Genomic DNA, 21,107 nt, shown 5'->3' with positions numbered 1-21,107 from the left:
ATTTCAGGAGGGTGTAATGACTCAGCAAGAATACCAGAATCGCCGTCAGGCACTGTTGGCGAAGATGGCCCCGGGCAGTGCTGCCATTATTTTTGCCGCACCAGAGGCTACGCGCAGTGCAGATTCTGAATATCCTTATCGGCAGAATAGCGATTTTAGTTATCTGACCGGCTTTAATGAGCCGGAAGCGGTGCTGATTCTGGTGAAAAGCGATGAGACTCACAACCACAGCGTGCTGTTTAACCGAGTGCGCGATTTAACCGCTGAAATCTGGTTTGGCCGCCGTTTAGGGCAAGAGGCCGCGCCTGAGAAGTTGGGTATCGATCGCGCATTACCTTTTGATGAAATCGACGAGCAGCTCTATTTGCTGCTTAATCGCCTTGATGTGATTTATCACGCGCAGGGGCAATATGATTATGCGGATAAGATTGTGTTTGCCGCGCTGGAAAAATTGCGTAACGGTTTTCGTAAAAATTTGCGTGCACCCGCGACCTTAACTGACTGGCGGCCATGGTTGCATGAAATGCGCCTGTTTAAGTCAGAAGAAGAACTTGCTGTGATGCGCCGCGCCGGTGAAATTAGCGCATTGGCCCATACCCGCGCGATGGAAAGATGCCGTGCAGGGATGTTTGAGTACCAATTGGAAGGGGAGATTCTGCATGAATTTACTCGCCATGGTGCGCGTTATCCGGCGTATAACACAATTGTTGGTGGCGGTGAAAATGGCTGCATTTTGCATTACACCGAAAATGAGTGCGAACTGCGAGATGGCGATTTAGTGCTGATTGACGCCGGTTGTGAATATCAGGGCTATGCCGGTGATATCACCCGAACTTTCCCGGTAAACGGTAAATTTACCCCAGCCCAGCGGGAGATTTATGACATCGTGCTGGCCTCCATCAACAAATCTTTGGAATTGTACCGGCCAGGAACCAGTATCCGTGAGGTCACGGGGAAGGTGGTGCGGATTATGATTACCGGTTTGGTGAGTTTGGGCATCCTCAAAGGGGATGTCGAGCAACTGATTATTGAACAAGCGCACCGTCCCTTCTTTATGCACGGCTTGAGCCACTGGCTGGGGTTGGATGTGCATGATGTCGGCGATTACAGCAACAGTGACCGCGAGCGCCCTCTTGAGCCGGGTATGGTGCTGACCATCGAGCCGGGCTTGTATATCGCGCCAGATGCCGATGTTCCGCCACAATATCGCGGTATTGGTATTCGGATTGAAGATGACATTGTGATTACTGCGGATGGTAATGAAAATCTGACCGCCAGTGTGGTAAAAGATCCCGATGACATTGAAGCCCTGATGGCGGCAGCGAGATAACTGATGAGTGTGATAATTGTTGGTGGCGGTATGGCTGGCGCGACACTGGCGCTGGCTATTTCATCCCTCACTAAAGGGGCGGCACCGGTGGCGCTGATTGAAGCGCATCTTCCTGACAGCCGCCAACATCCAGGTTTTGATGCCAGAGCCATTGCATTGGCGCAGGGAACCTGTCAGCAATTGGATAGCATTGGCCTCTGGTCAGCATTGGCAGACTGTGCCACCGCCATTGAACATGTTCACGTCAGTGATAGTGGACATTCCGGCTTTGTGAATCTTCGGGCGCAAGATTATCGTGTTCCGGCTCTGGGTCAGGTCATTGAGCTGTTTGATGCCGGTAATCGGCTATTCGCCTTGTTACAGAAAGCGCCGGGTGTGACCTTACATTGCCCGGCAAAAGTGGTTGATGTGGTGCGCACGACAGAATCTGCCACGGTGACATTGGATAATGGCCAACAACTTAGCGCTAAATTATTGGTGGCGGCGGATGGCTCCCATTCCGCACTGGCTCAAGCTTGTAACATTCAGTGGCAGCAGCAGGATTACCAACAAATCGCGGTGATCGCCAATGTCACGACCTCCGAACTGCCCAATGGGCGTGCTTTTGAGCGCTTTACCCGCAATGGGCCATTGGCGCTACTGCCAATGTCTCAAGGGCGCAGTTCATTAGTTTGGTGCCATGCCAAACAAGATAGACAGCAGGTGGATAGCTGGGATGACATCCGTTTTCTGGCCGAGCTACAGCAGGCTTTCGGCTGGCGGCTAGGGAAAATGCTGCATGCCGGCAAGCGCCACAGTTACCCCCTGCAATTGCTCACCGCCTCGCGCCATGTCAGTCATCGGCTGGCATTAGTCGGCAATGCAGCTCAAACCTTGCATCCGATTGCCGGTCAGGGCTTTAATTTAGGGCTGCGCGATGTGATGTCACTGGCGGAAACTGTTGCACAAGCCGCCCTTGCAGGAAGAGATCCCGGCGATTATGCGGTACTCAGTCAATACCAACAGCGGCGGCAACATGATCAACAGGCAACCATCGGCGTCACCGATGGATTAATCCGCCTGTTTGCCAACCGCTATGGGCCGTTGGTGGTGGGGCGTAATCTGGCTTTGATGTCGATGGAACAGATACCTGCAATCCGTGATACTTTCGCCCGGCGGACATTGGGATGGGTTGAGCGCTAAAAATCCATAGGGTAAATAAAGTTCATATTTTCATAGGATATATCTCGGTATGCAATCATATGACGTAGTAATCGCCGGTGGTGGAATGGTCGGCTTGGCACTGGCCTGTGGTTTACAAGGCAGTGGCCTGCGCATTGCCGTTCTGGAACACCAACCCGCGCCTGAGCCGCTACCTGCGCCGGTGACCGGTGAGTTGGCGCTTCGGGTTTCGGCGATCAATGCGGCCAGTGAGCGATTACTGCAAAAAATTGGTGTGTGGGAAGACATCTTAGCGCTGCGCGCCAGCCCTTATAGCGGCATGGAAGTGTGGGACCAGGACAGTTTTGGGAAAATTGCTTTCCACGCCGATGAATATGGTTTTAGCCATCTCGGGCATATCATTGAAAACCAAGTGATTCAGCAGGCGCTATGGCAGCGAGCCAGCCAATTGGTTGATGTGACTTTGCTGGCGCCCGCCAGTATCAAACAGGTGGCTTGGGGCGAAAGTGAAGCATTTATCACTCTGACGGATGACCGGATGCTCAGCGCCCGGTTGGTGATTGGGGCTGATGGTGCGAACTCTTGGTTACGCCAACATGCTGATATCCCACTGACATTTTGGGATTATGCCCATCACGCGCTGGTGGCCACTATCCGCACTGAAGAAGCGCATCTGGCCACGGCACGGCAGGTATTTCACGGCGACGGCATTCTGGCATTCCTGCCATTTAGTGACCCGCACCTTAGCTCGATTGTTTGGTCATTACCCCCTGAACGCGCTGCCGAGTTAGCCACACTGCCCGCAGAGCAGTTTAATCGCGAGCTGGGAATGGCATTTGATATGCGGTTGGGGCCGTGCCAGCTTGAAAGTGAGCGCCAAACCTTCCCGCTAATGGGGCGTTATGCGCGTAGTTTCGCGGCACACCGGCTGGCTCTGGTGGGCGACGCCGCTCATACCGTGCATCCGTTGGCCGGGCAGGGCGTGAATCTGGGCTTTATGGATGCCGCCGAACTGGTGTCTGAACTCCGGCGCTTGCAGCGTCAGGGTAAAGATATCGGCCAGCACCTTTATCTGCGCCGCTATGAACGCCGCCGTAAGCACAGCGCCGCAATGATGCTTGCCAGCATGCAGGGTTTCCGCTCACTGTTTGCGGGTGATAATCCGGCTAAAAAACTGTTACGCGATATTGGTTTGACATTGGCGGATAATTTGCCGGGTGTAAAACCGCAGCTAGTGCGCCAGGCGATGGGGTTAAATGATTTGCCCGATTGGTTGGCTGAATAGCCAAGTTATTCCTCTCAGTTGAAATAATCTAATTTCAATCTGTTTTTCACATTAGTTTTTCTCACACATAACCAAAACCTGATAAGTTGATTCTGACAGGGTTTTGGTTTTTTCGTTATATAACATCGCAATTTTTACGCTTTAATTGTTAATTATGTGCCTTCGTGCGCAGTTTTGCAGTGGAAAATTCTGCACAATACCCCTGCCTTTTATCGTTTTAATCTGTGCTATTGCCTATTTTACCTTATGGTTACCTGATGAATTCGGTGATAACGTTGGGCAAAAGGTATCGTTTGCGTAGACCCGTCATACTTCACGTTGCAGGTGTGTTGGCTGCTTTCGTTCACCCCAGTCACTTACTTGAGTAAGCTCCTGGGGATTCGCTTAATTGCCGCCTTCCTGCAACCCGAACTATCTAGGGTATAGGCCTGTTTATGGTGAGTTAGAGTCTCTAACACTCATTGCATGAAACTGTTTGAGGGAGAGTAGATGTCTAAGCAGACCCCGCTGTATGACCAACACGTGGCGTGCGGTGCGCGCATGGTAGATTTTCATGGTTGGATGATGCCATTGCATTATGGCTCTCAAATTGATGAGCATCATATCGTGCGCCAAGATGCCGGTATGTTTGATGTCTCGCACATGACAATTGTCGATCTGCACGGTGCCCAAACCCGTGAATTCTTGCGTTATCTGTTAGCCAATGATGTTGCCAAACTGACCCAACCGGGCAAAGCCCTGTACACCGCGATGCTGAATGCTTCCGGCGGTGTTATCGATGATTTAATTGTCTACTTCCTGCGCGAAGACTATTTCCGTTTAGTGGTGAACTCCTCCACCCGAGAGAAAGATCTGGAATGGATCATTCAGCACGCTGAGCCTTATCAGGTGGGCGTGACGGTGCGTGACGATTTAGCGCTGGTGGCGGTGCAAGGCCCGACAGCGCAACAGAAAGTGGCGACCTTACTGACTCCTGAGCAGCAACAAGCGATTACAGGAATGAAACCATTCTTTGGTATTCAAGCTGGTGATTTGTTTATCGCCACCACCGGTTATACCGGCGAAGCAGGCTATGAAATCGCGCTACCGAAAGAACAGGTGGTTGAATTTTGGCAACAATTGCTAGCCGCTGGCGTGAAGCCCGCCGGCCTTGGTGCGCGTGATACTTTGCGCCTGGAAGCGGGGATGAATCTCTATGGCCAGGAAATGGACGAAAGCATTTCGCCACTCGCCGCCAATATGGGGTGGACAGTGGCCTGGTTGCCAGAAGACCGCCAGTTTATTGGTCGCGAAGCCCTGGAAAAGCAGCGTGCGAACGGCACTGAGCAACTGGTCGGCTTGATCATGACTGAAAAAGGCGTATTGCGTAATGAGTTACCGGTGCATTTTTCTGATGCTTTAGGTAACCAGCATGTTGGTGTGATAACCAGCGGATCATTCTCGCCGACACTGGGCTTCAGTATTGCTCTGGCTCGTGTCCCTGCGGGGATAGGTGAAAGTGCGGTGGTGCAAATTCGTAACCGTGAAATGCCGGTGCGCGTCACAAAACCGGGTTTTGTGCGGGCGGGTAAGCCGGTCGTGCTGTAATTATTTAGAGTATTCCGCATTCTACGAGCCACACTTTTTGGCTCTACCTTTTTAAGGAGCAGCAATGAGCAATGTACCAGCAGATTTAAAATATGCGTCATCCCATGAGTGGGTTCGTGCCGATGGCGATGGTGTGTATAGCGTCGGGATCACTGAGCATGCGCAAGAGTTACTGGGCGACATGGTGTTTGTTGATTTGCCGGAAGTGGGCAGTGAAGTTTCTGCGGGCAGCGACTGCGCTGTTGCCGAGTCAGTTAAAGCCGCTTCTGACATTTATGCCCCAATCAGTGGTGAAATTATCGCCGTGAATACTGAGCTGGAAAGCTCCCCAGAATTGGTGAATAGCGCGCCTTATACTGATGGCTGGCTGTTCAGCATCAAAGCTTCTGATGAGGGTGAGTTGGCGAATTTGTTAGATGCCGAGGCTTATCTGGCGACCATTGAAGAATAAATGAAAAAAGCCTGAGGTGAGTGAAGTGCAATGAGCTAAGGGTTGACCACGTCTACGGGTGCTCCGGTGGCTTACGCCACTACGACCCGAACGACGTGCTTCCCCTTAGTTCGGCTTTGTGAGTATTTCTAAAACCTCTCCAAGGCGCGGTTAATTTCAAATATCTCCCGTCCCATGCCCTATTCAGGAATGTGTAGCAAATGACTCAGAATCTCAGCCAGCTTGAACATAACGATGCTTTTATTCAGCGCCATATCGGCTCCTCAGCTGAACAACAACAGCAAATGTTGGCCGCTGTTGGTGCCAGCTCGTTAAGCAGTTTGATCCAGCAGATTGTTCCGGCAGATATCCAATTGCCAAGCCCACCACCAGTGGGCGATGCCGCGACCGAACATCAGGCGCTGGCGGAACTTAAAGGGATTGCCAGCCAGAATCAGCGTTATAAATCCTATATTGGCATGGGCTACAGCCCGGTTCTGACCCCGCCAGTTATCTTGCGTAATATGCTGGAAAACCCCGGCTGGTACACCGCCTATACTCCTTATCAGCCAGAGGTTTCACAGGGCCGTCTTGAAGCATTGCTGAATTTCCAGCAATTGACTCAGGACTTGACCGGTCTGGATCTGGCTTCTGCTTCTTTGCTGGATGAAGCCACCGCAGCCGCAGAATCTATGGCGTTGGCAAAACGTGCCAGTAAGCTCAAAGACGCAAATCGTTTCTTTGTTGCTGATGATGTCCACCCGCAGACCCTTGATGTGGTGCGAACTCGTGCTGAAACCTTTGGGTTTGAAGTGATTGTTGACCGCGCAGAAAAAGTGCTGGAGCTAGAGGGCGTATTCGGGGTGCTGCTGCAACAAGTCGGTACCACTGGCGAGCTGCATGACTACTCAGCGCTGCTGTCTGAGCTGAAAAAACGCAAAATCATTACCAGTGTTGCCGCTGATATTATGGCGTTGGTTCTGTTGACCGCACCGGGTAAACAAGGCGCTGACGTGGTATTTGGCTCGGCTCAGCGCTTTGGTGTGCCGATGGGTTATGGTGGCCCGCATGCTGCTTTCTTTGCTTGTCGCGATGAGTTTAAACGCTCAATGCCGGGCCGGATTATTGGCGTATCGCGCGATGCTGCCGGTAATACCGCGCTGCGTATGGCGATGCAAACCCGTGAGCAACATATCCGCCGCGAAAAAGCTAACTCCAATATCTGTACTTCTCAGGTGTTACTGGCCAATATCGCCAGTTTGTACGCGGTTTATCATGGCCCACAAGGCTTGCAGCGTATTGCTGGCCGCATTCACCGCATGACCGATATTCTGGCTGCGGGCTTGCAACAAGCCGGTCTGACTCTGCGTTTCCAACATTGGTTCGACACATTAACGATTGAAGTCAAAGATAAAGCCACTGTACTGGCCCGTGCATTGAGCTTCGGTATCAATCTGCGCACTGATATTCACGGCGCTGTGGGCATCACGCTGGATGAAACCACTTCTCGCGAAGATCTTCAAACCTTGTTCACCTTGTTAGTCGGTGATAATCATGGTTTGGATATTGATCAACTTGATGCCCAAATCAGTCATAATAGCCAGTCAATTCAATCGACTATGTTGCGCCAAGATCCTATTTTGACTCATCCGGTATTTAACCGTTATCACAGCGAAACTGAAATGATGCGCTATATGCATCGTTTAGAGCGCAAAGATTTGGCACTGAATCAGGCGATGATCCCGCTGGGATCTTGCACCATGAAGTTGAATGCCGCAGCCGAGATGATCCCGATCACCTGGCCGGAATTCGCTGAATTGCACCCATTCTGCCCGCCTGAGCAAGCTGCCGGTTATCAGCAAATGATTGGCCAATTGTCACAATGGCTGGTGCAATTGACCGGCTATGATGCAGTTTGCATGCAGCCAAACTCGGGTGCGCAGGGCGAATATGCGGGTCTGTTGGCTATCCGCCGCTATCACGAAAGCCGCAATCAGGCGAGCCGCCATATCTGTTTAATCCCAAGCTCTGCTCACGGCACGAACCCGGCATCGGCACAAATGGCCGGGATGTCCGTAGTGGTGGTGGCCTGTGATAAGCAAGGCAATATTGATTTGCACGATTTGCGCCAAAAAGCGGGCGAAGCGGGCGATGAACTCTCTTGTATTATGGTGACTTACCCGTCGACTCACGGTGTATATGAAGAAACCATCCGCGAAGTTTGTCAGATTGTTCATCAATTTGGTGGCCAGGTTTATCTTGATGGCGCGAACATGAATGCGCAGGTTGGGATTACTACACCGGGCTATATTGGCGCGGATGTTTCCCACTTAAACTTGCATAAAACTTTCTGTATTCCACACGGCGGTGGCGGCCCAGGTATGGGGCCAATTGGTGTTAAAGCACACTTAGCGCCGTTTGTTCCCGGCCATAGTGTGGTGCAAATTGACGGCATGACCACCCAACAAGGTGCGGTTTCGGCGGCACCCTTTGGCAGTGCATCAATTTTACCTATCAGTTGGATGTACATCCGCATGATGGGGGCCGATGGGCTGAAGCAAGCCAGTCAGGTGGCGATTCTGAATGCCAACTACATTGCAACTCGTCTGAAAGAAGCTTATCCGGTGCTGTATACCGGTCACGATGGCCGGGTGGCGCATGAATGTATTCTGGATATTCGCCCGCTGAAAGAAGCGACGGGAATCAGCGAGATGGATATCGCCAAGCGCTTGATTGACTTCGGTTTCCATGCGCCCACCATGTCCTTCCCGGTGGCGGGCACACTGATGGTGGAGCCGACAGAATCTGAAAGTAAAGTCGAGTTAGACCGCTTTATTGATGCCATGCTGGCTATCCGCGCGGAAATCGAGAAAGTTGCCCGCGGTGAATGGCCACTGGAAGACAACCCGTTAGTGAATGCGCCGCATACTCAGGGCGAGCTGGTAGGTGACTGGCAGCATCCTTACAGCCGAGAGCTGGCGGTGTTCCCGGTCGCGGGTGTGATGGAGAATAAATACTGGCCGACCGTAAAACGTCTGGATGATGTGTACGGCGACCGTAATTTGTTCTGCTCGTGTGTGCCGATTTCCGACTATGAATAATACGTGTTGTAAATGAAAAAGGGTCGCGCAAGCGGCCCTTTTGTTTTATTGGTATTTACCTGGCTAATGGCTACGCTTACTCTTCAAATTAAGAGAAATACATACGGCTGAATAAGGGGCAGGGAGATGCATAAAAAAGTCGTGTTAGTGACAGGGGGCAGCCGGGGGATTGGCCGTGCTACGGCATTGTTGCTGGCAAAGCATGGTTATCGGGTCGCAGTAAATTATATCAATGATGAACAAGCCGCTCGGCAAGTGGTTGCCGAAATTGCCGCCTCGGGTGGGCTGGCGGTGGCAATACAGGCAGATATTGCCGATGAATATCAAGTGGTTGCGCTATTTGAAAAGCTTGAAGCCCAGCTAGGGCCGATCACCGCGCTGGTCAATAATGCCGGTATTTTATTCCCGCAAACCACCATCGAGGGGTTAACTGCCGAGCGCATTAATCGAGTGTTGAGCACCAATGTGACGGGCTATTTTTTATGTAGCCGCGAAGCCGTCAAGCGCATGGCATTGCGCCATGGTGGCAATGGCGGCGCGATTGTTAATGTCTCTTCTGCCGCAGCCCGCTTGGGCGCACCGGGGGAGTATTTGGATTATGCCGCCTCCAAAGGGGCTATTGATACGCTGACGACCGGTTTATCATTGGAAGTGGCCGCAGAGGGCATCCGAGTTAATGGGGTTCGGCCGGGTTTAATCTATACCGATATACATGCTAGCGGCGGTGAGCCGGGCCGAGTTGACCGGGTGAAAAATTCACTGCCAATGAAACGCGGCGGACATCCACAAGAAGTGGCAGAAGCCATCGTCTGGCTGCTCTCAGAAAATGCCTCTTATGTCACTGGCAGTGTGCTGGATTTAGCTGGTGGGAAATAAGCGGGTATTTGGTTACTTCAACCAGCCTTTTTGCTGTGCTACCTGCAACTGTGGCAGCAAATACTGCCAAATTTCAGGATAGTATTCGGCAACTAATTGGTTGCGATCCAGCACTTGCTGCAACCGAATGCCATTTTCTATCCAACTTTGACCCTCAGTATGCAGATTAATCAGCATGGGTAAAATGCGATCCAGCACCGTCGCAAAGCGCGCCTCGGCAGTTTCTTCCGCTTCATACTCATCCCACAGCGCCATAAATTGTGCCCCTAATGCGGGGGGCAGCATGCCAAATAAGCGCTTGGCGGCAGCCACTTCTTGCTCATGAATAGCCGCTCTGGCCGCCAGATCATAAACGATGACATCACCGGCATCTATTTCGACAATATCGTGCAGCAGCGCCATTTTAATCACGCGATTAATATCAATATCTGAGCCAGCGTAAGGAGCCAAACTCATAGCCGCCACCGCGAAATGCCAACTGTGCTCGGCTGAGTTTTCCTGACGCAAACTGGCAATCACTTTGGTTCGGCGCTGGATATCTTTCAGCTTATCGATTTCCATCAGAAACTGAATGGTTTCGGTTAGTGGGCCGAAATCTAGTGTTGCTAATGACATAAATTACCCTTCGTTTTTGGCTGTTTTTGGCGCTGAGTAATAATTGCTGTTCCCAATAGATTTGTCACCTGAATACTTTGAACCACAGACATGACGGGTTACATGTATTGACAGAATATTTAAGCGTACACGTGTACACTGGAATTATTCTCAGTTAATCTGTTGGCAGTTTTTCTGTACCGATTTCGTACGGATTTCATACAGTCATTGTGATCAGCAGATGAGATAACGATTCATTTTCAGGATAATCAGTATTGAAGAATAAATCAGTTATACCCACGGCCCCAGCCGCTCCAGGGGTAGCAACAACACCGTCTTACCCATGGGCGGAAGAAATAGCCAATAGCATCAGCCATGGTATTGGCGTGGTGTTCGGGATTATCGGTTTGGTTTTGCTGTTAGTGCAGGCGCTAGATAATGGGGCCGATACCAAGGCGCTGACCAGCTATAGCCTGTATGGCGGCAGTATTATTTTGCTGTTTTTGGCCTCAACTTTGTATCACGCCATCCCACATCGCAGGGCAAAGCTCTGGCTACAAAAATTTGACCATTGCGCCATTTACATATTAATCGCCGGGACATATACACCGTTTCTATTGGTGGGGCTGGATTCTCCCCTGGCTCGCGGTTTGATGGCCGTGATATGGGGGCTGGCACTGGTGGGCGTCATTTTCAAATTGGCCTTTGCGCATCGGTTTGAAGTGTTGTCATTAGTGACTTACCTGACGATGGGTTGGCTGTCATTGATTGTGATTTATCAACTGGCGGTAAAGCTTGAGATTGGCGGGTTAGCATTATTGGCGATTGGCGGCTTGTTATACACATTGGGGGTGATTTTCTACGCCTCTAAGCGCATTCGCTTCGGCCATGCTATTTGGCACGGTTTTGTGCTGGGCGGCAGTGTTTGCCACTTTATGGCGATTTATTTGTACGTTTAATCGTTGATTTTTAGGAGGCTGGAGAAGCCAGCCTCCCAGTATTAAATATTATTTATCTTCAGCCAATGAATAGGGTAACTGCTGAATACTAAGCACGCTTTCTACATCATCACGTACACGCAGCACACTGTCGGCGGCCAAATCATTATTCAGCACCGCTTGAACCCACACCGTGCCATCATTGAGCGCTATGGCGGCCAATACGCTACCGGTACGCCGCCAGTTATCACCTAATTGCCATTCTAAATCTTCACCGGCTGTTGGCACGCGACTGGCGCTGCCCGCTAACCAGTAAAGTGCGCGTTTGTTGGCACCCCGGTATTTTGCTCTGGCGACCATTTCCTGCCCGGTATAACAGCCTTTACTGAAGCTAATGCCATTCAACGCCTGAATGTTTGTTGCTTGCGGAATAAATTGCGCACTGTTATCGGTATCAATGATAGGAAAGCCCGCTTCTATATCCAATGCCAGCCATTGTTTACTGTCATTAAGCTGTGCTTGGTCAGACAGCTTTTCGACTAACTGCTGCGCTTGCTCGGCATCCGTCACCAGCAAGAAACGCTCGGCGGGCAGTGAAAAATGCAACAGCGTGCTATTACCTTGCTGTACCACTGGGTGTTCAGCATCAGGCAATTCGGCGAAAATACTCGCCAGCGCGGTTTTTGCCTGTGCGCCCGCCACTCCTAATAAAGCGGCATCAGGTTGCGCGGCAATCACCACTTTGGAGAACACCGCATATTTCTTCAATTCTCTTAACTGGTTATCAAGCACACTGCGACGTTCGATAAAGGCCAGCCCTTCACCACGATAAAATAACCGCAGGTTGCTCCACATTTTCCCTTTAGCATCACAATGGGCGCACAGAACATGTTGGTCAGTGGGCAAAGCATCAATATCCGCCGTGACTTGCCCTTGCAGATACTTTACGCGGTCCGCACCAGTTAATGTCACCAGCGCCCAGTCATCAAGTGAAATCAATGTTAGTGGCAGTTCGGAAGAGGCGACCGGTGGTCGTGCAGTAAATGGAGTGTTATAAGCCATGGTTTACCTGAAAAGAAAGAGTACCTGCGGATAAATAACCTCTGCCCGCAAAATACAGTGAACCGATACCCCAATGGTAAAATAGCCGGGTTGCTTTGCAAGCAGTAATTCCACGGATTGAGGATTATTATTCAATATCTAAATTCGACGATATCTGAGGTACAATAACCACAGATTTTATGGCGGAGTGCTGAATATGATTAAAAAAACAGCAAAAAACCGCCATTTTCCTATCAGCATCCTTCATTGAGGAGTCAATCAGGACATGGAAATCGATAATAAAGCCCGCATTCACTGGGCATGCCGTCGGGGTATGCGTGAACTGGATATCTCTATCATGCCATTTTTCGAACATGAATATGATGGCTTGAGTGACAACGAAAAGCAGGTTTTTATTCGTTTACTTGAATGTGATGATCCAGACTTATTTAACTGGCTGATGAATCACGGGGAGCCGCAGGATAGCGAGCTGCGCCAAATGGTCAAACTGATTCAAATACGAAATAAAGCCCGTGGCCCAGTGGCGATGTGACCTGCGGGTATCCTGGCACACTCAACTCTTCTCCTTATTAGCGCATGGCGTTTTGGTGATACTTACATTGGTTGCGCCTTGGCCTCAGGGCTATACCGCACTGTGGTTAGTATTACTGACGCTGGTGGTGTTTGAGTGTATCCGCAGCCAGAAAAACATTAAGTCTTGTCAGGGCGAGATCAGGCTGAAACCCGGTAATGTGGTGCTCTGGAAAAGGCATGAATGGGTGGTCGTTAAACAGCCTTGGATCACTCGCTATGGCGTGTTATTGAGTTTACAACAGACAAGCAACCGCTCAACCCGTAAGCGTTTATGGTTGGCTGCTGACAGTATGCCAGAAGAGGAATGGCGGCAATTATGTCTGCTGTTGCGTCATTCGTTTGGCTCGGATGAGGGCATTAATTAGTGAAGCCCTTAATCTGGCTGGTGGAAGATGAGCCGAGTATCGCCGACACCTTAATTTATACCTTGGAAAGCGAAGGTTTTACCCTCCGGTGGTTTGACCGGGGGCAACCCGCTCTTGACGCCCTTGCTGATGGCCCGCCTGCGTTGGCGATAGTTGACGTGGGCTTACCTGATATCAATGGTTTTGATCTGTGCCGCCGCATATTGGCTCTGGTGCCGGAGCTACCTGTGGTGTTTTTAACCGCTCGTAGCGAAGAATTAGATCGGATTGTCGGTCTGGAAATCGGCGCTGATGACTATATTGCCAAACCTTTTTCACCGCGTGAGGTGAGCGCCAGAGTTCGCACCGTGTTGCGGCGGCTGCAAAAATCACAAACACGAACTGTCTCTGCCACACTGCATCAATTCGGCCCTTTCACTCTGGACGAAGCAGGGGGGCGAGTTACTTATCATCAGCAGGTTTTATGGCTCACCCGCTATGAATATCTGTTGCTGAAAACATTATTACTGGCCCCTGAGCGCGTATTTTCACGCCAGCAATTGATGGATATTGTCTGGGCGCAGGCGGAAGAGAGCCAAGACCGCACCGTTGATACTCACATTAAAACCCTGCGCTCAAAGCTGCGTATGACCTGTGATGAAGAATCACCGATCCGCACCCACCGTGGGCTGGGTTACAGCTTGATGTATCGAATATGAGCCATCACCCATGAAAATAGGTGTGCGTTTGTTGCTGGGCTATTTTCTGATAGTCGCCATTGCCGGTTACTTTGTCATTCGTATTTTCGTGCAGGAAGTAAAACCTGGCGTGCGGCGCGCCACCGAAGGGACATTGGTTGATACTGCCACTTTGCTGGCACAATTCGCCCGCCAAGATATGTTGCAAGATAAAGTCGCCGGTGGTCAGTTGGCGCAAGCTTTTGCTTCATTAAATCTGCGTCCAATCGGCGCGAATATTGAAGGTATCCGCAAGGATCGCAACGAATATCGGGTTTATTTAACCGATGCTGATGGGCGGGTGATTTTTGATTCATCCGGTAAAGCTGTCGGGCAAGACTATTCACGCTGGAATGATGTTTGGTTGACTCTGCGTGGCGACTATGGCGCACGCAGCACCCGCAGCGACCCCACAGACGAACAAAGTTCGGTGATGTATGTGGCAGCACCAGTTATTGTTGATAATAAAATTATTGGCGTGCTCAGTGTAGGCAAACCCAATATCTCTATGGCCCCGGTTATCAAGCGCAGTGAGCGCAAAATCTTGCTGGCGGGCGGGGTGTTGCTGGGGATTGCGTTGCTGATTGGTTTGGGATTTGTCTGGTGGATTAACCGGGCGATTGGCAAGTTGGTGGATTATGCCGAACGGGTTTCTGAGGGGCAGCGCGTTGCACTACCCGCGATGGGCAGCAGTGAACTGAATGATTTGGCGCGAGCATTGGAAAGTATGCGGCTCAAATTGGATGGCAAAGCCTATATTGAGCAATATGTCCATACGCTGACTCATGAGTTGAAAAGCCCGTTGGCGGCGATTACTGGCGCGGCTGAATTATTACGGGAATCCCCACCGCCGGCCACGGCTCAGCGTTTTTTACTCAATATTGAACAACAAAGTGCGCGTATTCAGCAATTAGTGGACAAAATGCTGGTACAGGCTCGGCTGGAAAGTCGGGTTGATTTGCAACTCTCCCCAGTAGAAATAAGCCATATTATCAAACAAGCCATTAGCGCCAAAGAAGCTCAGGCAGCCAGCCGGGGAATTGCCTTGCGGCTCATCCGTGCCGATAGTGCAATGTTAACCGGCGATAGCTTGTTACTCAGTCAGGCGCTGACTAATCTTATTGATAATGCACTGGATTTTACTCCAGCGGGGGGCGAGGTGACAGTCAGTGGTGACCGGCAAAATGATAAATATCTGATGACAATTGAAGATACCGGCAGCGGTATCCCAGATTATGCGCAGGAGAAGATTTTTGACCGTTTTTATTCATTACCGCGGGCCAATAGCCCAAAAAGTACCGGACTGGGGCTGAATTTTGTGCGTGAAGTGGCAGCCATTCACCAGGGCAATATCTCCCTTGAAAACCGCCAGCCGCACGGGGTTTGTGCTCGTTTGACCCTGCCGCTAGATATCACTTAAACCGCTAACTTCACTTTCACTTCACATAGCCTCATTTTCCTTTCACTTCACTCACTTAAGCTGCTCTCCTGACCTTAAAAGGAGCGCAAGTCATGTTCAAATCTGTACTGTTTTGGAAAATAGCCGCGTTATTGGGACTCATTCTTTTGATGATGATTCCGAAAGAAATGCTTTTGAATGTTATTAATGAGCGCAGTGGCTATCGCCAAAGTGTGGTCGAAAAAGTCAGTGACAGCACCAGCCGCGCACAAAAGATCCTTGGCCCGCTGATTGTGGTGCCTTACAGCGAATGGATTGAAACTGAAGTTGACGGCAAGAAGCAGGGGCAGCGGGTGAGCCGTCATCGCTACTTATTGCCAGAGGTGATGACAGTCACCGGCGCACCGGATGTAGAAGTCCGCCAATTGGGTATTTACCAAGCTCAGGTCTATCAGGGGAAGCTCAATTTCCATGGGCAATTTGAATCATCCTCGCTAGATGATTTAGACCGTGAAGATATCACCATCGGCACACCGTCACTGGTGTTGGCGCTGAGTGATTCGCGGGGTATTCAGCAGATTTCGCCGTTAAGTCTGGGCGATACAAAAATTAATTTCGAACCGGGGTCTTTCTTGGGGCGCAAAGCGCAGGGGGTACATGCGCCGCTGACTATCGAGCAGGTTCGCCAGAGTAAATTTGATATTAACTTTACACTCACTCTCGCGGGCACGAATAGTCTGGCGGTGGTGCCTGTCGGGCGCAGCAGCGAACTGACTTTACAAAGCAATTGGCCGCATCCTAATTTTGTCGGTGAGTTTTTGCCCTTACAACGCAAGGTGGATGAAAAAGGTTTCCGCGCGCATTGGAGCAGTAACTGGCTGGCTAACAACATGAATATCAATTTTGCCGGTGACAATGTGCGCTTTGATTTTGACGAATTACCGGCTTTTACCACCAGCTTGATTGAGCCGGTCGATCACTATCAACTCACCGCGCGGGCCATTAAATATGCCATTCTGTTTATTGGCTTAACATTCTTTAGCTTCTTCCTGTTCGAGAGCCTGACGTCACTGCGAGTCCACCCGATCCAATATCTGCTGGTGGGTGCGGCATTGGTTTTGTTCTACTTAATGTTGCTGGCGTTCTCGGAACACTTTGGTTTTACGTGGGCTTATATTATCGCCAGTATGAGTTGTAGCTTATTGATTGCTATATATTTAAGTGCCGTATTAGGTGGGTGGCTACGCGGCGCATTATTTGCTGGAGGGTTATTGTTGCTGTACGGCGTATTGTTTGGTTTGCTGCAATCAGAAGACAATGCCCTGTTATTAGGCGCGGGTTTACTGTTTATTATTCTGGCCGCAGTAATGTTACTGACACGGCGGCTGGATTGGTACCAAGTGGCTTCCCCGCAACGTTTTGCTGGGCAGAAAGATTCTGCATCAACAGGCAGCGAACTGAACACCGAAGCGATATCGAGCTGCGCTACTACGGCTGGAGGCGGCTCTCAAGATTCCTTCCGATTATGGAAGTAACATAGCAGAAGTCAGCGCAGGGATAGCAAGCGGGCACAATAAGTGCCCGTTTGTCACATCCGTGCCACTACCATCAAAGCAAGGCGTCCATTTCGAGCAGGATTTGCTCACACCAATGTTCGATGCGCTCTTCACTTAAATCGTATTGATTGACCTCATCTAGCGCCAGGCCGACAAAGTGTTTGCCGTCAGTACTGAGCGGTTTCGGGCTGGTAAACTCAAAGCCTTCTGTTGGCCAAAAACCAATAAATTTCACCCCCAGCGGGGCAATATGGTCGTGCAGCATCCCAAGAGCATCGAGGAACCATTCGCTATAACCGAATTGATCGCCCATGCCATACATGGCGACAATCTTTCCCTTCAGATTCAGTTGGGTTAATTGTGGCCAGACGGCTTCCCAATCTTCCTGTAATTCGCCGAAATCCCAAGTAGGAATACCCAGAATGAGAATGGAGTATTCTTCCATCAGGCGCGGGCTGACATCTTTTAGGTTATGTAAATCAACCAAATCTTCGCCGAGGATGTCGCGGATTTTTTCTGCCACCATTTCGGTATAGCAGGTGCTGGAGCCGTAAAAGAGACCAATCTTCATGATGTATAGCCATAGCATTACTAATAAGGAATAGTATCGAGTGTATCAGATTTGTCCCGTCATCAGGCATAATGGCAGCCCATCCCATCAAAGAGAGGAACAGTCATGCAACAGCAAAATAACCCGCTGATTGAACAGTTTCTTGATGCCTTGTGGCTGGAGCGGAATTTGGCGGAGAATACATTGGCCTCATACCGTTTGGATTTACATGCATTGAGCGGATGGTTAGAGCATCACGGTAGTGATTTATTGCGCGCCGGTTCGCAGGACTTGCAGTCATTCCTTGCCGAGCGTATTGAGGGCGGTTATAAAGCCACCAGCTCAGCCCGCTTGCTCAGTGCGATGCGCCGGCTATTCCAATATTTATACCGCGAAAAATTGCGCGAAGATGACCCGACCGCATTGCTGTCATCACCCAAATTACCGCAGCGCTTACCTAAAGATTTGAGTGAGGCGCAGGTTGACGCGTTGCTCAACTCTCCCAATGTCGATATTCCGCTAGAGTTGCGTGATAAGGCTATGCTGGAGGTGCTCTATGCCACCGGTTTGCGGGTGTCGGAACTTGTTGGACTGACCATCAGCGATGTGAGTTTGCGCCAAGGGGTGGTGCGAGTTATTGGTAAAGGGAATAAAGAGCGGCTGGTGCCTTTGGGCGAAGAAGCAGTGTACTGGATTGAGAATTACATGGAGCACGGCCGCCCGTGGCTTATCAATGGTCAATCGTTGGATGTGCTATTCCCCAGTAACCGCAGCCAGCAAATGACGAGGCAGACTTTCTGGCATCGAATCAAACACTATGCGATCCTTGCCGGTATTGATAGTGAACGGCTTTCGCCCCACGTATTGCGGCATGCTTTTGCCACGCACCTGTTGAATCACGGTGCGGACTTGCGTGTGGTACAAATGTTACTGGGCCACAGTGATCTGTCGACGACCCAGATTTATACCCATGTAGCGACTGAGCGTTTGAAGTTGCTACATCAACAGCATCATCCGCGCGCATAGTTGTTTTTTATGAAAACCACAGCGTGTGGAATAAGGATAGGATTTATAAATGAAAAGAAGTTTATTGCTGCTGCCGATTGTTATCGCCGCCCTCACTGGTTTGGCTCATGCTGATGATGCCGCTATTCAACAAACACTGAAAAAATTGGATATCCAGAAAGCTGACATCCAACCATCGCCTATTCCAGGGTTGAGTTCAGTGATGACTGACAGCGGTGTGCTTTATATTTCCGCCGACGGCAAACATCTGCTGCAAGGGCCACTGTATGACGTGAGTGGTAACCAACCGGTGAATGTGACTAACCAGATGCTGCTGAAAAAATTGGAAGCATTGAGCAGCGAAATGATTGTGTATAAAGCGCCACAAGAGAAACACGTTGTCACGGTATTTACCGATATCACCTGCGGCTATTGTCATAAATTACACGAGCAGATGAGTGACTATAACGCGCTGGGGATTACCGTACGGTATTTGGCCTTCCCGCGTCAGGGTTTAAGCTCTCAGGCAGAAAAAGACATGCGTTCTATCTGGTGCATGGCTGATCGCAATAAAGCTTTTGATGATGCAATGAAAGGCACCGCGATATCACCAGCTACCTGTAAAACTGATATTTCCGAACACTATAAGCTCGGTGTTCAGTTTGGTATTCAGGGTACACCGGCCATTGTGCTACAAAATGGCACTATCGTTCCGGGATATCTGGAGCCGAAAGAAATGCTACAGATGCTGAATAAGCATCAGGCTTCCTCAAAAGTGGCGGGTTAATCACTCGTGACATTGAAAACTCAGCTTCGCCGTCGTGAGGCGGCTGATGATAGCCACTTGCCCACACAGTTACATCCGCTGTTGCGCCGTCTCTATGTCAGCCGTGGGGTAAAAAGTGCCGAGGAACTTGAACGTGGTGTAAAAGGCTTACTTGCATGGCAGCAACTCGACGGGATTGATGCCGGTGTTACTCTATTGCAGCAAGCATTGGCGGATCGACGGCGCATCGTGATTGTCGGTGATTTTGATGCTGATGGCGCGACCAGCACGGCGCTGGCAGTGCTGGCGTTGCGTAGCATGGGCGGCAGCAATATTGATTATCTGGTGCCCAATCGTTTTGAAGATGGCTACGGGCTTAGCCCTGAAGTCGTCGAGCAAGTTGCTGCCCGTGGTGCAGAACTGATTGTTACTGTTGATAACGGTATTTCCTCCCATGCTGGAGTGGACTTGGCTCATGCCATGGGTATCCAAGTGTTGGTGACCGACCACCATCTGCCGGGTGAAACCTTGCCAGCAGCTGAAGCTATCATTAACCCGAATTTGACCGGATGTGATTTTCTCTCCAAATCACTGGCCGGGGTGGGTGTGACTTTTTATCTGATGCTGGCGTTACGTGCTCGTCTCAGAGACAGTGGTTGGTTTGAGCAACGGGCTTTAGCGGTACCTAATTTAGCTGAGTTGCTGGATTTGGTGGCATTGGGGACTGTGGCTGATGTGGTGCCATTGGATGCCAATAACCGAATTTTGGTACATCAAGGGCTAAGCCGTATTCGCGCTGGAAAATGCCGCCCAGGGATTCGTGCATTATTGGAGGTTGCCAACCGTGATGCTCGCCAATTGGCGGCAAACGATCTGGGCTTCTCCCTTGGCCCACGGCTCAATGCTGCCGGGCGTTTGGATGATATGTCCATCGGAGTGGCGCTGTTACTTAGTGATGATATTGCTCAGGCCAGAGCACTGGCAATTGATCTTGATGCGCTAAACCAAACGCGCCGCGAGATAGAGCAAGGTATGCAAGTTGAAGCTTTGCAACTGTGTGACCAATTAGAGCGCACCAGCACAGAATTACCTTACGGTATCGCGATGTACCATCCAGAGTGGCATCAAGGGGTTGTCGGGATTCTAGCTTCACGTATTAAGGAGCGTTTCCACCGGCCAGTGATTGCTTTTGCTCCAGCAGGTGACGGTTTACTTAAAGGTTCGGGGCGCAGTGTGGCTGGCCTACATATGCGGGATGCTCTGGAACGACTGGACACCTTGAACCCAGGATTGATGTTGAAATTTGGCGGCCATGCCATGGCGGCGGGATTATCGTTGGAGCAGGATAAGTTCGATGAATTTCGTCAGCGCTTTGCAGATTTAGTCGGTGAATGGATGGATGCCTCACAGTTAGAGGGCGTTATCTGGTCAGACGGCGAACTGAAAGGCAACGAATTGTCGCTGGAAACCGCAGAGTTGCTGCGTGATGGTGGCCCATGGGGGCAATCCTTCCCGGAACCCACATTTGACGGGAAATTCTGCATCTTGCAACAACGGCTGGTGGGCGAACGTCATCTGAAGCTTATGATTGAACCCTTGAATGGTGGGCCTTTGCTGGATGCTATCGCCTTTAATATTGATACCACTTTATGGCCTGACAGCAGTGTGCGTGAAGTTAAGCTGGCTTATAAACTCGATATTAATGAGTATCGCGGCAATCGCAGTGTGCAATTACTGGTTCAGCACTTATGGCCTTATTAATTAGCTACGATATTGTTATATACCCAAAGTAGTTGGTGTTGCAGCAAGGCAG

19 protein-coding genes are annotated in these 21,107 nt (G+C 50.4%); 16 read left to right on the top strand and 3 right to left on the bottom strand.

Annotated features, from left to right (window positions below; all coding sequences use genetic code 11):
• The first annotated feature begins 16 nt into the window (after positions 1-16).
• The 7 genes from pepP (at position 17) to DXZ79_RS16150 (ending at position 9,770) form a co-directional block, all read left to right on the top strand.
• Positions 17-1,330, top strand: a complete 1,314-nt coding sequence (pepP, locus tag DXZ79_RS16185; RefSeq protein ID WP_038631052.1) for a Xaa-Pro aminopeptidase — start codon at positions 17-19, stop codon at positions 1,328-1,330.
• 3 nt (positions 1,331-1,333) lie between these two features.
• Complete coding sequence (gene ubiH / locus DXZ79_RS16180) at positions 1,334-2,512, top strand: 2-octaprenyl-6-methoxyphenyl hydroxylase (RefSeq protein WP_038631054.1); 1,179 nt, start codon at positions 1,334-1,336, stop codon at positions 2,510-2,512.
• Between the two features lie 49 nt (positions 2,513-2,561).
• Entirely contained in the window at positions 2,562-3,776 is a 1,215-nt protein-coding gene (gene ubiI / locus DXZ79_RS16175; protein ID WP_120011454.1) for an FAD-dependent 2-octaprenylphenol hydroxylase, read from the top strand.
• Positions 3,777-4,265: 489 nt separating this feature from the next.
• Complete coding sequence (gcvT, locus tag DXZ79_RS16165; protein WP_038631058.1) at positions 4,266-5,363, top strand: glycine cleavage system aminomethyltransferase GcvT; 1,098 nt, start codon at positions 4,266-4,268, stop codon at positions 5,361-5,363.
• A gap of 64 nt (positions 5,364-5,427) precedes the next feature.
• Positions 5,428-5,814 (top strand): glycine cleavage system protein GcvH, encoded by a 387-nt coding sequence (gene gcvH / locus DXZ79_RS16160; protein ID WP_038631060.1) that lies wholly within the window; start codon positions 5,428-5,430, stop codon positions 5,812-5,814.
• A gap of 200 nt (positions 5,815-6,014) precedes the next feature.
• Positions 6,015-8,894 carry an aminomethyl-transferring glycine dehydrogenase gene (gcvP, locus tag DXZ79_RS16155; RefSeq protein WP_038631062.1) on the top strand — a complete coding sequence of 960 codons (2,880 nt, stop codon included), beginning with the start codon at positions 6,015-6,017 and terminating at the stop codon, positions 8,892-8,894.
• A gap of 126 nt (positions 8,895-9,020) precedes the next feature.
• The gene (locus DXZ79_RS16150) at positions 9,021-9,770 is read left to right on the top strand and encodes an SDR family oxidoreductase (RefSeq protein WP_038631064.1); all 750 of its coding nucleotides are present in this window, start codon (positions 9,021-9,023) and stop codon (positions 9,768-9,770) included.
• A gap of 12 nt (positions 9,771-9,782) precedes the next feature.
• Here the strand turns inward: DXZ79_RS16150 and DXZ79_RS16145 are convergent, their stop codons facing one another.
• Entirely contained in the window at positions 9,783-10,385 is a 603-nt protein-coding gene (locus tag DXZ79_RS16145; protein WP_038631066.1) for an HD domain-containing protein, read from the bottom strand.
• 254 nt (positions 10,386-10,639) lie between these two features.
• Here DXZ79_RS16145 and trhA point away from each other — a divergent pair, with 254 nt between their 5' ends.
• Positions 10,640-11,323, top strand: a complete 684-nt coding sequence (trhA, locus tag DXZ79_RS16140; RefSeq protein WP_038631068.1) for a PAQR family membrane homeostasis protein TrhA — start codon at positions 10,640-10,642, stop codon at positions 11,321-11,323.
• 48 nt (positions 11,324-11,371) lie between these two features.
• Here the strand turns inward: trhA and ygfZ are convergent, their stop codons facing one another.
• Positions 11,372-12,364 carry a tRNA-modifying protein YgfZ gene (gene ygfZ, locus DXZ79_RS16135; RefSeq protein WP_038631070.1) on the bottom strand — a complete coding sequence of 331 codons (993 nt, stop codon included), beginning with the start codon at positions 12,362-12,364 and terminating at the stop codon, positions 11,372-11,374.
• A gap of 265 nt (positions 12,365-12,629) precedes the next feature.
• Between ygfZ and sdhE the strand changes: the two genes are divergently transcribed.
• The 5 genes from sdhE to creD all read left to right on the top strand — a co-directional run bounded on the left by sdhE (position 12,630) and on the right by creD (position 16,952).
• Positions 12,630-12,896 carry an FAD assembly factor SdhE gene (gene sdhE, locus DXZ79_RS16130; RefSeq protein ID WP_038631072.1) on the top strand — a complete coding sequence of 89 codons (267 nt, stop codon included), beginning with the start codon at positions 12,630-12,632 and terminating at the stop codon, positions 12,894-12,896.
• Entirely contained in the window at positions 12,877-13,302 is a 426-nt protein-coding gene (locus tag DXZ79_RS16125; RefSeq protein ID WP_038631074.1) for a protein YgfX, read from the top strand. The genes sdhE and DXZ79_RS16125 overlap by 20 nt, the downstream gene beginning before the upstream one ends.
• On the top strand, positions 13,302-14,000 hold the full coding sequence (gene creB, locus DXZ79_RS16120; protein ID WP_120011452.1) for a two-component system response regulator CreB: 699 nt from the start codon (positions 13,302-13,304) through the stop codon (positions 13,998-14,000). Before DXZ79_RS16125 ends, creB begins: the two co-directional genes overlap by 1 nt.
• A gap of 10 nt (positions 14,001-14,010) precedes the next feature.
• Positions 14,011-15,438, top strand: a complete 1,428-nt coding sequence (gene creC, locus DXZ79_RS16115) for a two-component system sensor histidine kinase CreC (RefSeq protein WP_038631078.1) — start codon at positions 14,011-14,013, stop codon at positions 15,436-15,438.
• Positions 15,439-15,530: 92 nt separating this feature from the next.
• On the top strand, positions 15,531-16,952 hold the full coding sequence (gene creD / locus DXZ79_RS16110) for a cell envelope integrity protein CreD (RefSeq protein WP_120011451.1): 1,422 nt from the start codon (positions 15,531-15,533) through the stop codon (positions 16,950-16,952).
• Between the two features lie 73 nt (positions 16,953-17,025).
• Here the strand turns inward: creD and fldB are convergent, their stop codons facing one another.
• Positions 17,026-17,544: a flavodoxin FldB gene (fldB, locus tag DXZ79_RS16105; protein WP_038631082.1), complete on the bottom strand. Its 519-nt coding sequence runs from the start codon at positions 17,542-17,544 to the stop codon at positions 17,026-17,028.
• A gap of 105 nt (positions 17,545-17,649) precedes the next feature.
• Between fldB and xerD the strand changes: the two genes are divergently transcribed.
• Genes xerD through recJ form a run of 3 tightly spaced genes read left to right on the top strand, consistent with a single transcriptional unit; the run spans position 17,650 to position 21,055 of the window.
• On the top strand, positions 17,650-18,549 hold the full coding sequence (xerD, locus tag DXZ79_RS16100; RefSeq protein WP_019078983.1) for a site-specific tyrosine recombinase XerD: 900 nt from the start codon (positions 17,650-17,652) through the stop codon (positions 18,547-18,549).
• Positions 18,550-18,598: 49 nt separating this feature from the next.
• A complete protein-coding gene (gene dsbC / locus DXZ79_RS16095; protein WP_050292108.1) occupies positions 18,599-19,315 on the top strand; it encodes a bifunctional protein-disulfide isomerase/oxidoreductase DsbC in 717 nt (238 codons plus the stop codon).
• A 6-nt stretch (positions 19,316-19,321) separates the two neighbouring features.
• Positions 19,322-21,055 (top strand): single-stranded-DNA-specific exonuclease RecJ, encoded by a 1,734-nt coding sequence (gene recJ / locus DXZ79_RS16090; RefSeq protein WP_120011450.1) that lies wholly within the window; start codon positions 19,322-19,324, stop codon positions 21,053-21,055.
• Positions 21,056-21,107 lie beyond the last annotated feature (52 nt).

Origin of the sequence: Yersinia rochesterensis (assembly GCF_003600645.1) — a bacterium.
Lineage (GTDB): Bacteria > Pseudomonadota > Gammaproteobacteria > Enterobacterales > Enterobacteriaceae > Yersinia > Yersinia rochesterensis.
This window is presented reverse-complemented; position numbering and strand designations above follow the sequence as displayed.